This window comes from Flagellimonas oceani, assembly GCF_011068285.1.
Lineage (GTDB): Bacteria > Bacteroidota > Bacteroidia > Flavobacteriales > Flavobacteriaceae > Flagellimonas > Flagellimonas oceani.
The window spans coordinates 3,925,142-3,937,548 of sequence record NZ_CP049616.1; the positions used below are offsets into that span (position 1 = coordinate 3,925,142).

10 protein-coding genes are annotated in these 12,407 nt (G+C 42.4%); 2 read left to right on the forward strand and 8 right to left on the reverse strand.

What is annotated here, in order from left to right; genetic code table 11:
* Positions 1-460 precede the first annotated feature (460 nt).
* Complete coding sequence (gene trpS, locus GVT53_RS17755; protein WP_166249823.1) at positions 461-1,429, reverse strand: tryptophan--tRNA ligase; 969 nt, start codon at positions 1,427-1,429, stop codon at positions 461-463.
* 114 nt (positions 1,430-1,543) lie between these two features.
* Here trpS and GVT53_RS17760 point away from each other — a divergent pair, with 114 nt between their 5' ends.
* On the forward strand, positions 1,544-2,281 hold the full coding sequence (locus tag GVT53_RS17760; RefSeq protein ID WP_166249824.1) for a lysophospholipid acyltransferase family protein: 738 nt from the start codon (positions 1,544-1,546) through the stop codon (positions 2,279-2,281).
* Here the strand turns inward: GVT53_RS17760 and GVT53_RS17765 are convergent.
* The 7 genes from GVT53_RS17765 to recA form a co-directional block, all read right to left on the reverse strand.
* The gene (locus tag GVT53_RS17765) at positions 2,278-4,143 is read right to left on the reverse strand and encodes a sensor histidine kinase (protein ID WP_166249825.1); all 1,866 of its coding nucleotides are present in this window, start codon (positions 4,141-4,143) and stop codon (positions 2,278-2,280) included. The genes GVT53_RS17760 and GVT53_RS17765 overlap by 4 nt on opposite strands.
* A gap of 4 nt (positions 4,144-4,147) precedes the next feature.
* Positions 4,148-5,257, reverse strand: a complete 1,110-nt coding sequence (locus GVT53_RS17770; protein ID WP_166249826.1) for a histidine kinase — start codon at positions 5,255-5,257, stop codon at positions 4,148-4,150.
* Between the two features lie 164 nt (positions 5,258-5,421).
* Positions 5,422-7,311 (reverse strand): sensor histidine kinase, encoded by a 1,890-nt coding sequence (locus GVT53_RS17775; protein ID WP_166249827.1) that lies wholly within the window; start codon positions 7,309-7,311, stop codon positions 5,422-5,424.
* A 132-nt stretch (positions 7,312-7,443) separates the two neighbouring features.
* The gene (locus GVT53_RS17780; protein ID WP_166249828.1) at positions 7,444-8,907 is read right to left on the reverse strand and encodes an outer membrane beta-barrel protein; all 1,464 of its coding nucleotides are present in this window, start codon (positions 8,905-8,907) and stop codon (positions 7,444-7,446) included.
* Positions 8,908-8,918: 11 nt separating this feature from the next.
* On the reverse strand, positions 8,919-9,449 hold the full coding sequence (locus GVT53_RS17785) for an RNA polymerase sigma factor (protein WP_166249829.1): 531 nt from the start codon (positions 9,447-9,449) through the stop codon (positions 8,919-8,921).
* A gap of 28 nt (positions 9,450-9,477) precedes the next feature.
* Positions 9,478-9,921 (reverse strand): hypothetical protein, encoded by a 444-nt coding sequence (locus GVT53_RS17790; protein ID WP_166249830.1) that lies wholly within the window; start codon positions 9,919-9,921, stop codon positions 9,478-9,480.
* 96 nt (positions 9,922-10,017) lie between these two features.
* Positions 10,018-11,025 (reverse strand): recombinase RecA, encoded by a 1,008-nt coding sequence (gene recA / locus GVT53_RS17795; protein WP_166249831.1) that lies wholly within the window; start codon positions 11,023-11,025, stop codon positions 10,018-10,020.
* Between the two features lie 268 nt (positions 11,026-11,293).
* Here recA and trhO point away from each other — a divergent pair, with 268 nt between their 5' ends.
* Positions 11,294-12,325 (forward strand): oxygen-dependent tRNA uridine(34) hydroxylase TrhO, encoded by a 1,032-nt coding sequence (gene trhO / locus GVT53_RS17800; RefSeq protein WP_166249832.1) that lies wholly within the window; start codon positions 11,294-11,296, stop codon positions 12,323-12,325.
* The last annotated feature ends 82 nt before the right edge of the window (positions 12,326-12,407 follow it).

Sequence of the window (12,407 nt, forward strand, 5' to 3'; positions counted from 1 at the left end):
ATGGAATGAATTAGATGGTTGGAGAGGTGTGCCCTGAGCGGAGTCGAAGGGTGGATGGATGGTTGGATTGTTCGATTATTGGATTATTGGAAATTGATCATTGCTTATTGATTAGATATCACACGAATCTCACGAATTGTCTCGAATATTCTTTTTTGTCATTCGGAGCGCAGTCGAGAAATCTAAAGATTCTTCAACTGTTTTTCTGAGCTATGGAAGTGACGGTTGAATGGTTTGACGATGGATTCCTGCCTTTTTATCCCGTTGCAGAATGTGGCGCAGGAATGACTTTCGTCGTATGAAATGACAACAGAACAGTCACTCTGTTTATGGGTGTAGTTCAACGGAAAGCAACCACTAAAAATCGAGGATTTTACTGATTTTAAGTCAAATCGGAGCATTTACCAAATTCCTGCAACGTAAAACGAACAGGCTTTTGTTTTAAATAATCGATAAAAAACTAATAGCCCAACTTTTCACGAACCCTGGCCAACACCCCATCCGCTACTTTACGGGCTTTTTCGGCACCAAAGGCCAAGGCTTCGTCCACTTCGTTCAGGTGGTTCATATAGTATTCGAACTTTTCGCGGGGCTCTTCAAACTTTTCCAATATAAGTTCGTACAAGGCCTGTTTGGCATGTCCGTAGCCATAGTTTCCGGCCAAATAATTGGCGCTCATTTCCTCTATCTGTTCGGGAGAGGCCAATAATTTGTACAATGCAAACACGTTATCCTTGCTAGGGTCCTTGGGCTCTTCCATGGGAGTGCTGTCGGTAACAATGCCCATGATCTGCTTGCGCAGTTTTTTGTCCGGCTGGAACAAATTGATGAGGTTTCCACGGCTTTTGCTCATTTTTTCTCCGTCGGTTCCCGGCACGTACATGGTTTGTTCGTGTACCTTGGCTTCGGGCATTACAAAAGTTTCGCCCATTTGGTTGTGGAATCGGGAGGCTACGTCGCGGGTCATTTCCAAATGCTGTAGCTGGTCCTTTCCTACGGGAACAATATCCGCATCGTACAACAAAATATCGGCGGCCATCAACATGGGATAGGTAAACAGGCCTGCGTTAACGTCTTCTAACCTGTCCGCCTTGTCCTTAAAGGAATGTGCCAACGTCAACCGTTGATAGGGGAAGAAGCAGCTGAGGTACCAGGCCAATTCCGCGGTCTGTGGAATATCACTCTGACGGTAAAAAACGGTTTTTTCAATATCCAGCCCAAACGCGAGCCAAGCTGCGGCAATGGCGTAGGTATTATTGCGCAAGAGTTCACCATCTTTTATTTGGGTGAGTGAATGCATATCTGCAATAAACAGGAAAGAATCGTTTTTGGGATCCTGTGCCATTGAAATGGCAGGGGCAATTGCCCCTAAAATATTTCCCAAGTGTGGTGTTCCCGTACTTTGTATACCGGTCAGTATTCGCGCCATTCTTTGTTTTTGCCCGTAAAAGTACGCATCCCTAACTTATAAAAAAAGTGACTCTTAGTCTAAAAGATAGGATGCTACTAACGCTAAATTTTGGAAATACTTTACATTTGGAAGATGCTTGGAGTAATCAAAAATGTGGGGCATGTATTGTATAGGATCTGGTTCTATATTTTGGTTACCGTTCCCATTATCCTTTTTTTTCCAGTCTTGTTGATTTTGACGATTTCTGAAAGTACTTACCACCAATTTTTTTGGCTTGCCCGTAATTTTTGGGCCCGTCCCATTCTGTATGGAATGGGCTGTTTTCCAAAAATTGTGCGCCAGCAGCGAATGGAGAAGGGCAAAAGTTATATGTTGGTGGCCAACCACACCAGTATGCTGGATATTATGTTGATGCTGATCGTGAGCCGCAACCCTTTTGTGTTCGTAGGCAAAAAAGAACTGGTGAGCATTCCCATTTTTGGATTTTTCTACAAACGGGTCTGCATTTTGGTGGACCGCGAAAGTGTAAAGAGCCGGACCGGGGTTTACAGGCGTGCCCAGAAACGCCTTAGCCAAGGACTGAGCATTTGTATTTTTCCCGAAGGGGGCGTTCCAGAGGAGCACATTGTTCTGGACAAATTCAAGGATGGGGCCTTTAAAATGGCCATAGCCCATAAAATTCCGGTAGTGCCCATGACCTTTTTGGACAATAAAAAGCGTTTTTCCTTTACTTTTTTCAGTGGTGGACCTGGACGGATCCGTGCCATTGTCCACCCCTTTTTTGAGACGGGAATTTTGGCTGCCTCCGATACCTCAACGCTTCGGGAAGAGGTAAGGCAGGTTATTTTGGATGATTTGGGGAATGATTAAAGAATCTTCAAAGGAATACGAACGATCACTTTTGTTCCCATGGGTTGGTTGTTGTCATCATATTTGTCCACTATGGTAATGGAATCCTTGCCTTCTCCCAACGATTGCAACCTGAGTTTGGTGACCTCCAGTCCCCTTGATTTTTTTTCGTTTTGATAGATGTGCAACCTTTCTTTTGCTGCCAACCGGCCCACGCCCGTATCGTCCACCGTACAAATCAAATGGTTGTTGTCCTTCCCAAAACTGATATCAAGTTGCTTGGTTCCGGATTTTTTGGGCAACAGGCCATGGATCAATGCATTTTCTACAAAAGGCTGTAAAATCATGGAGGGGATTTCTATTTCTTCGGGATCCAGGCCTTCATCCGTAGTTATTGTGTACGAAAAGCTGTTGTCGAACCGCAACAATTCCAGTGATAGGTAATCTTCCAACATTTTTATCTCTTCTGCCAGGAGAATGTTGATATCCATGGAGCTTTCCAGTACATTCCGTGTAAGCCGACTGAATTTGCTCAAATATTTTAGGGCACTTTCTATTTTTTTTACGGACACCAAGTGTTGAATCGCGCTAAGGGAGTTAAAAATAAAATGAGGATTTATCTGTGCTCGCAATGCCCTTGTCTTTTCAAAAAGAGCTCTTTGCTGAAGCATCAGGTTTTCGCGGAACTCCAAATGGATTTTATAGAAAAGGCCGAAAGAGAATATGACCATTTCAATGGAGCAGCCGATAATTATATAATAAAGTCCATCCAACAGCAGGCCATCTTCCGGCGTTGAATAAAATGTTCTGACCAAAGGGGCGGCACAATAGGCCGATGTTGCCAAGGCCATAACGTAAGCCAATGGGTCCTTGCCAACATACATAAGATAGGCGAGCCCCAAAAGAGCCGTAAAATTAAGCAGCGCATAAGCGTTTTGGGTGATAAAAATGAACCCAATGGTATCCCCCAGGGCAAACAAAACACCAATGCAGAGCAGAATTATGACATTGAGGACTGCGAGTACCTGTACCAAAAAATGCACAAACGGGTATTCTTTTTTGGATTGAAGAAAACTGGCAAAGAAGAAAAGATACACGATGTTATCGACGAACAAGAAACTTTGGGAAACCCAATAGGAAATATAGTGGTTGTTGAAAACAAAGTCGTAAATGCCAAAATTGAGCCCACATACGTACACAAAGGTGACCACAATATAAATGGAGTACCATAAAAACTCGGATTTTTTAATAAAAAAGTAGAAGGAAAGCGTTGTAAAACACATAATAAAGCAAAGCCCGGTAAAAAAATAATAGGGCACCTGATCCTCAAAATCCTGTTGTGTGACAAAGGTGTTGGGAGAGGTATTGCTTATGGTAAAACTCCAGTTTTGTACATCTTCCCTAAAGGTAATGCGCCGTGCCTTAAGGGTTATATAGCCGTCGTCCGGTAAATTGTGCCTTCGTAATTTTAAAAACGAATCGTAATACGAATGGTCTACTTGAATGCTCTCACTGTTCTTGTCGAACTTGCCTATTTTTTTAGGGACTATTCTATTTTGGGATTCCAGATAAATGGTGGCGTGATCAAAGGAATTGAACCTAAGGTAAAATGAATCATCCTTGCCAACTTTTGATACATGGTCCCCTAAATCCAAACGGATCCAATAAAAGTCGTTCGGAGAAGTTTTTTCGGAAATTTCGCCGGGTTCCGCCAATCGGTTTTTTACGGCCAAAAAACCATCATAGTCCGTATCGTTATTTGTTTTCAGAATTTTAAAGCCTACTTCTTTTTCAAAAAGACGATGATCGGGATCTTGGGGGTAAAGGTCCACTGCAGAAAGAACAACTAGAAAGAGTAAAATGGTTTTTACGTAAACTTTCATGTAGCTATCTTAGATTGGGTAGGGTAAGGGTTATGTTGCCGACCCATTTTTCCCCGATTTTATGGATTTTGCTTTCATTTTTAATGGCGTACCCTTTTACTGTATTGAGCAGTTTGATCTGGTCCTGCCATTTTAAAATGCGCTCCCTATATTCTGGCGGGTTAGCGTTCTTGGAATCAAACTCTTGGTATTGGATCACTAAAACAACTTCGGCATCGGAAGATTTAAAGGTAATCTTAAAGTGTTGCCCTTTTTTTTGGTTGAACATGGACCGTTCTATGATATTCTCGAAGAGGGTGTGGATCACAAATGAAGGTATAATGGCTTCGTGATTTGTTTCCGAGCTTTTTTCCATGGCAATCATGTAATCAAAAGAATCATCGTACCGTAGTTTTTGGAGCTTAAGATACCAGTGGAGCATATCAATTTCGTTATAGAGCGAGACGGTATCGTTCCCCAATTGCCTTAAATAAAAACGTATGAGCCGGCTAAAGGTGGACAGGTATTCCAGGGCCAGTTTTTTCTTTTCTGAAGTAACAAAATATTGGATCGCATTGAGGGAGTTGAACAAAAAATGCGGGTTGAGCTGGGAGTTGAGGGCGCGTACTTTTAGCTCTACCATCTCCTCCCTTATTTTTAAGAGCTTTTCTTGTTTTTTAATAACTTCTTGGCTTGCCCGTACACTCCTAATTTTTATGGCACAGATTGAGGCAATGGCAGAGAGCATTTTTAAATGGCGTTCATTAAAATAGGCCTTTTCGGGGTGCTCACAATCAATTACTCCGTACACGTATTTTTCGTAGGCAATGGGTACGCATATTTCCGAAAGTCTGTTGGCATCGTCCTCGATATAGTCGGGTTCTTTTGAGGTGTCCAAGATCAATGCTGGTTTGCCGGTTTTTGCAACGTTACCGGTAATGCCCTTGCCAAGCGCAATGGAAACGGGGTTGTACAGTGCTCTGTCCTTGGGATTTTTGGGTCCGTAGGCCGCTTTTTGGACAAGTAGCTTTGTGTTTTCATCGACCAGATAGATCACACAGTCCACAAACCCCAGTTTGGAGATGCAATTTTTGGCCAGATCCCAAAGGATGTCCTCTTCATTTTCTTTTCCCATCAATGATTTGGAAAAGTATATGAGAATATCTTCAAACTGCTCAGAATTCACAGTATCAAAGGGTTAGTTAGTGTTTAGGATTTGAATGTAAGAAATTTATCGATAATTTTTGCGAAGCGGTATAGTTAATTCACTTTTACCCCAGCAGTTGTACCAATGGGGCCTTATTGGTATTGTTCCAGCGGAATGGAAATTATGACCTTGGTTCCTTTTGACTCGCTATCGTTATCCGCCTTGTCCAATATTTCCACTTTTCCGGAACCAAAATGCCAAGATTCCAACCTGTTGACGGTGACCCCCATTCCTCTTGGCTTTCTTTTTACCGTTTTTGTTCCTTCTGATCTATCGTCCCTATTTCGCCCTATTCCGGTGTCGTCGATGATTATTTTTAATGTACCGTCTTGCTCTTTCATAATTATGGTGAGCTCTTTTTTGCCCGAGGTTTTTGGCAAAAGACCATGTATGATCGCATTTTCCACAAAGGGCTGCGAAATCATAAAGGGTATTTCTATCTCGGATGTATCCAATTGGCCATCTATTTGTATATCGTATGAAAAAACATTGTCGAAACGGAGCGACTCAAGTTCCAAATAATCCTTTAACATACTTATTTCCTCATCCAATGTGCCTGTTCCCTCTGCGGATGCTTCCAGGGCATTTCTGGCCATTCGGCTAAACTTGCTCAAATAGTTCAGGGCGCTATCGTTCTTCTTTTTAAGGATAAGGTGTTGAATGGACCCTAGGGCATTAAAGATAAAATGGGGGTTGATCTGTGCCCTTAGCGCCTTGTTTTTGTTGGTAATGGCCTCTTGTTCAAAATGGAGCCCCTTAAGGTACTCGTTAAACGCTTTGTAGGTAAGCCCATAGGCAAAAAATATGATTTCCAGGATAGACCCCACGATCAGTACCAACGAATTTCCGTAAAGCATGGGGTCGGCATCGGAACCCATATTAAAATAATAATAGATACAAATACTGATCATATAAATGCTGCCCCCAAACAGAAAAATGATACTTATACGGTTCTTCTTGTAAATAAATAAGTAGATCAAAAAGGATATGGTTATCAAAAATGACACGATTCTCAATATTTGCAAGAGATAGATGTGTCCCAAATGATACCTAAATGAGAAGAAAAAGACATCCGTTGTCAACAGGAGCACATGTGCATAGATCCCGATTTTGATAAAAGTATAGGCCCGGGGATACACCTTTTTTAGGTCAAGGTAGAACAATGCGAACAAAAGGTAGAGTGTTCCCAAGAGTATGGTGTTGGCATCCAAAAGCCAGCTTACGACAAAGGAATTGTTCAACTGGAGTTTTTCCGGTAGAATCAATTCCCCTTGGAACAGATAAACTATTATGGACAACACAAAGAGGGAGTAAAACAGAAACTCCATCTTTCCAAAATACACATAGAACAGCAGCATGGCAACGCCCATAATAAAACCTACCCCCATGTACATATAAGTGGGTATGGATGATTTTATATCGGCCCATGTGTAGGTGTTTTGGGATGATTCTTCTTGAATAGTGAATGTCCAATTTTTAATGGATTCGATAAACTTTATCCGCTTCACCCGTAAAAACAGGTAGCGATTGTCAATGAGTGAGCTTTTAGAAAATGGGATTTCGCAGTGATAAATGGAGGAGCTTGTTTTGGCGCTTTTGGTACCCTCATCAAACTGTCCTATGGGCTTTTTTGCAATAGAGCCATTTTTTTGATAGAAGGCATGGCCAAAATCAAAACAGTTCAACGTTATAAAATAATCCCCATTTTTTGGGAAAGGTTCCTTGATGCTTCCAAGATCCAATGCGATCCAATAAATCTCATTGGGATGGGTCTTCTCATTGATTTGCTCTTTAGGCAAAAAATCATCCAAATTATCATAAACCTGGTCAAAGGACATTTGAGCATCCGTGGTTCGGAACACCTTAAATTCGATGGAATCTTCAAAAAGGGTTTCAGTATGTCGGTTTTGAGCCAAATAACCGTTCACCGTAAGTAGGGCAAAAGCAAAGGTCAATAAAAACTTGGATAAAGAAACCGACATGTTCTTTTTTATTGAAGTTACATAAATTTAGGAAATGATAAATTTTCGGTGTGCCAACAAAAAACACCCCTAAAAGAGGGGTGTTTAATTGATTGCTTAAAGGAGCAATCTTCCTAACCAACTTCTTCTGTGCTAAAACTTAAAGGTAAATCCGCTGTACACCCCAATGGAGTAGGGCTGAAAATTACCGGACACGTTCGAAAACGTATTTAGCTGGTATTTAAAAACAGGTTCCACATTGAACCTGAACTTTGGGGTAAAATGATAATTGAGCCCCATACCAAAGTTTGCACTAAAGTTTAACGAGTTAATATTGTTCGCCTCTCCCATTTCGGTGACGAGTTCATTGGATTCCAACAATACGGAATTGTCCACAAGGAACAAAGAGCTAACGCCCCCGATCAGGTCTACCCCGAATTTTTTGTCCAGAACAACATAGTTTACTTCCAATGGAACTTCGATATAGCCCAATTGCTGCACCATTTTGCCTTCCAAGCTGGGAACCTCGCTAAAAGGGACTTCTTTAGAGCTCATTACCGGCGAATTTTTTGCACTTTCCTTGCTCTGTACCAAAATGGTCTGGGAGTTTGGAGCGTAATCGATATTCGTGATCCTATTGCTCGCCGCTGCCTGTAGTGTAGAGGAAAACACCACATCGTTGGTGTTGTAGCCAAAGTTTACCCTGTGCACACCGGAACGTATCTTTACCTTTTTACCAACCTCATAGGCCACGTTTACACCATAACTCAAGTTGAGGTTTCCGGTTTTGGAGTTGGAAGCGAAATCCGCACCCACGGGAGAACCATCACCGGCGCCATTAAAATATACGGGCGCTAAGGATGGGCCAACGGACCATTTTCCGGATTTGTTTGCAGCGACCGCTTCTTCCAATTGTTCCTGCTCCGCAATGGCGTCATAAATGGATTGCTTTTCAGTTTCATCCTTTTTTTCCGCAGTATTTTCGGCGACCTGATCACCATTCTTTTCGGATGATAAAGTTTTTTGTCTTTTGGCAGGCTCTTCTTGGTCAATGTGCATCGCAACGGCACTGTTGCTTTTTTCTACCACTGCTTCATCACGAGAACCCCTTTCGGTTTCTTGTGAACGGTTATTATCGACCTGAGCCAACTCTTGTGAACCATTTTGGTTTGATGAGGAAATAGTATTTCCGGTTCTACTTGAAGCCTTGGTTTTGGCAAAGCCGTTATCTACAGCTTGATCGTCTCTTTGATCCAGGTTGTTTTGCTCAGAAGTATTTGCCAAACCGCTTTCCTCATTTTGGTTAGCCGTTGGAGGGATTAAATCTCGATTTACCCTTTCTTCTGAACTGGATCTACTTTCGGGAGCGGTACTGTTTTCTGTATCCGTTATGATCTGCTCTTGTTCTGGTACTTCACCAAACGGATTAATGGCCAGCAATGCGATGACCAAGGCCGCCGCTGCACCCCCAAGGCCCCACCAAATAGGAACGGCCCGCTTTTTTTGCTTTTTGTTGTCCAAAGAAGCTTCGATGGAGGTCCAGACCTTTTCGTCCGGAACTTCCTGAAAGTCGTGAAAGCTTTCTTTGAACAATTGCTCTAAATTCTTTTTCCCCATTGTCTTTTTATTTAAGCAATGTTTATTTTGGCTTTTTCTATTTTTTCCCTCAAAATGGCCTTTGCCCTTGCCAAATTCGATTTTGATGTTCCGATGGATGTCCCCAACATCTCACCGATTTCTTTATGACTGTAACCGTCCAACACGTATAGGTTGAACGTTAACCTGTATTTATGTGGTAGCTCTTGAATGTATCCCAGCAGGGTAGAGAGGCTTATGTCCGCATCTTCCGTATCTACCTCCACCTCATCCTCGGTGTTTTCCGAAACCACGTTGAGGTGTTGGTCTTTCCTATACTTTTGAAGAACGGTATTTACGGTTATTCTTTTGATCCAACCCTCAAAAGAACCTTTAAAACCGTATTGGTCAATTTTGTCGAATATGGTCATAAAACTGTCGTGCAGGTTATCTTCAGCCTCCGTTTTGTTGCGAGAGTACTTCAGGCACATGCCGAAAAGAATACCGGAATATCTCCGGTATAGTTCAGCTTGTGCCTGTCGGTTACCCTTTTGACAGTTATGTATCAATTCTTCAAGATCCAAATGTTGGTCAATTTTGGATTATGGATTTTTAATTTGTTGGTTCGCTTTCCTCTGCAATTGGAACCGTGTATTCTAAAAATTTAGCATTTCCTTCCCCGTCATCCCCGGCATAAAAGCGAAATGTGTAGTCCTTGGTATAAATTACATTAAATTTTAAGGTAGCGACTACTTCTTCCACAGCTTCGGTACAGGCCCTGTCCTCATCGGTGAGCACGGAACCTACCACTACAACATCACGGCCCGTTTCGGCAGTTTGCGATACATCGAAACCTTCGAAAAAGGTACAACCATTTGGTCTTAGGTAGGTTACTTCAATATCGTAAGTTTTTCCAACTTCGAATGATTCTGGCACCTCGGCCTCCACGGCGGTAAGGGCAGTAAAGTAAAAATTGGGGGAATCATCATCCACCTCGCAGGAGATGAACCATGAGCATGCCACGATCAACATAAAGGGCATTAACACTTTTTTCATAATAATCCTTTTATTCCCTAGATGTGCAGTATGCGCAGGGGTTGCGTAGGATTATCACAACCAAAAGTTAAACTCCCAAAAAAATCGATAAAAGCACTATTCGTTTACAGCGGCAATGGCCTCTCTGATCTTGCTTTCCAATTCGTCGGATAGTTCGGGGTTGTCCAAGAGCAGTGCTTTAACAGCATCCCTGCCTTGCCCCAGTTTGGTATCGCCATAACTGAACCACGAACCGCTCTTCTTCACGATTTCGTATGCAACTCCAAGGTCGAGTATCTCCCCGATTTTAGAGATTCCCTCGCCGTACATAATATCGAACTCTGCAGTTTTGAACGGTGGAGCGACTTTGTTTTTTACCACTTTTACCCTGGTCTTGTTCCCTTGAACATCGCCATCGGTGCTCTTTATCTGTGTGGAACGTCTAATGTCCAGTCGAACGGAAGCGTAGAATTTAAGTGCGTTACCACCGGTGGTTGTTTCAGGGTTCCCGAACATTACACCAATTTTTTCACGTAGCTGGTTGATGAATATTACGGTACATTTTGTTTTGCTGATGGTAGAGGTGAGTTTTCGCAATGCCTGGGACATCAATCTGGCGTGAAGACCCATTTTTGAATCCCCCATTTCTCCCTCGATCTCGCTTTTAGGCGTCAATGCCGCTACGGAATCCACGATTACAATATCGATGGCACCGGAACGTATCAGGTTATCGGCAATTTCCAAGGCCTGCTCCCCGTGGTCGGGTTGGGAAATGATAAGGTTATCAATATCAACCCCTAATTTTTTGGCGTAAAAACGGTCAAAGGCATGCTCTGCATCAATAAAAGCTGCAATGCCTCCCGCTTTTTGTGCTTCTGCAATGGCGTGCAATGTCAATGTGGTTTTACCCGAAGATTCCGGGCCGTAAATCTCGATTACCCTTCCTCTCGGATATCCGCCTACACCAAGTGCAATATCCAATCCCAAAGAGCCGGAAGGAATCACTTCGACATCTTCCACAACACTATCGCCCATTTTCATGACAGCACCCTTGCCATAGGTTTTGTCCAACTTGTCCAATGTAAGTTTTAGTGCCTTTAATTTTGCTTCTTTCTCTTTGCTCATGGTAAAAATTGTTAGGAAGGCTAAAATACCATTTCTTTCCACATGAAAAAAAGGGCACGCAACCTTTTTAATAACAATACATCTTAACAATACTAACTCATCTCCATAGAGCCTTTTTAAGGGCTCGCAATTGCTATGAGGAAGAAAATTCAGCTATGAAAACGGTAATGGATTAAGGGGGCCTTCGCGGCCCTTTTAATTTACTCTCCCTTTAATTTTTATCTTTGCACAAATTTTAGAACCATTCTTTAACTTAATCAAGTATAGCATGCAACTGTACAACACATTAAGTGCGAAAGAAAGGGAAGCCCTTATCGAGGAGGCCGGGAAGGAACGGCTTACCATCTCTTTCTATCAATATGCACGAATCGGCAATCCGCAAATTTTAAGAAACCACCTTTTCTTGGCTTGGGACGACATGGAAGTCCTTGGGCGTATCTATGTGGCACACGAAGGGATAAACGCCCAATTATCGGTTCCGGCAGAAAACTTTAATGTTTTCAAGGAACATCTGGACAGTATCACCTTTTTGGAAAATGTGAGGTTGAACATCGCCATAGAGCAGGACAACAAATCTTTTTTGAAGTTGAAAGTAAAGGTCAGGGACAAAATTGTGGCCGATGGTTTGAACGATGAAACTTTTGATGTCACCAACAAAGGAATTCATGTAGGGGCAGAGCAGTTCAACCAACTTATTGAAGACCCGGACACTGTTCTTGTGGATATGAGAAACCATTATGAAAGCGAAATCGGGCATTTTAAGAATGCCGTCACCCCGGATGTCGACACCTTCCGCGATTCCCTCGATATTATTGAACAAGACCTTGCCGAGCACAAGGAGGACAAAAAATTGGTGATGTACTGCACCGGGGGTATCCGTTGTGAGAAGGCGAGCGCTTACTACAAACACAAAGGTTTTAAAAATGTGTACCAACTGGAAGGTGGGATCATCGAATACACCAGACAGGTGCGTGAAAAACAGCTGGAGAATAAATTCTTGGGCAAAAACTTCGTGTTTGACCATAGAAGGGGAGAGCGCATTTCCGAAGATGTTATCGCCCACTGCCACCAATGCGGTAAACCTTGCGACACCCATGTAAATTGTGCCAACGAAGCTTGTCACCTTTTGTTTATCCAATGTGGGGAATGTGCCGAAAAAATGAATAATTGTTGCTCGGTGGATTGTATGGAGGTACATGCGTTGCCCTACGAAGAACAAAAACGTTTGCGCAAGGGCAAGGGAGCCAGCAATAAAATATTCAAAAAAGGGCGGTCACCGGTTCTTAAATACAAGAAGTAGTATTTCAATGCTGCAACAATTTGTAGTATATTTACAACTAGTAATTTTTTATGAACCCTTTTTAGGGAAGCGCATTAAGTTT

Coding starts and splice junctions, on each gene's coding strand:
- trpS (WP_166249823.1), bottom strand. CDS start 1,429: ATGGCGCGAATACTGACCGGTATACAAAGTACGGGAACACCACACTTG.
- GVT53_RS17760 (WP_166249824.1), top strand. CDS start 1,544: ATGCTTGGAGTAATCAAAAATGTGGGGCATGTATTGTATAGGATCTGG.
- GVT53_RS17765 (WP_166249825.1), bottom strand. CDS start 4,143: ATGAAAGTTTACGTAAAAACCATTTTACTCTTTCTAGTTGTTCTTTCT.
- GVT53_RS17770 (WP_166249826.1), bottom strand. CDS start 5,257: ATGGGAAAAGAAAATGAAGAGGACATCCTTTGGGATCTGGCCAAAAAT.
- GVT53_RS17775 (WP_166249827.1), bottom strand. CDS start 7,311: ATGTCGGTTTCTTTATCCAAGTTTTTATTGACCTTTGCTTTTGCCCTA.
- GVT53_RS17780 (WP_166249828.1), bottom strand. CDS start 8,907: ATGGGGAAAAAGAATTTAGAGCAATTGTTCAAAGAAAGCTTTCACGAC.
- GVT53_RS17790 (WP_166249830.1), bottom strand. CDS start 9,921: ATGAAAAAAGTGTTAATGCCCTTTATGTTGATCGTGGCATGCTCATGG.
- recA (WP_166249831.1), bottom strand. CDS start 11,025: ATGAGCAAAGAGAAAGAAGCAAAATTAAAGGCACTAAAACTTACATTG.
- trhO (WP_166249832.1), top strand. CDS start 11,294: ATGCAACTGTACAACACATTAAGTGCGAAAGAAAGGGAAGCCCTTATC.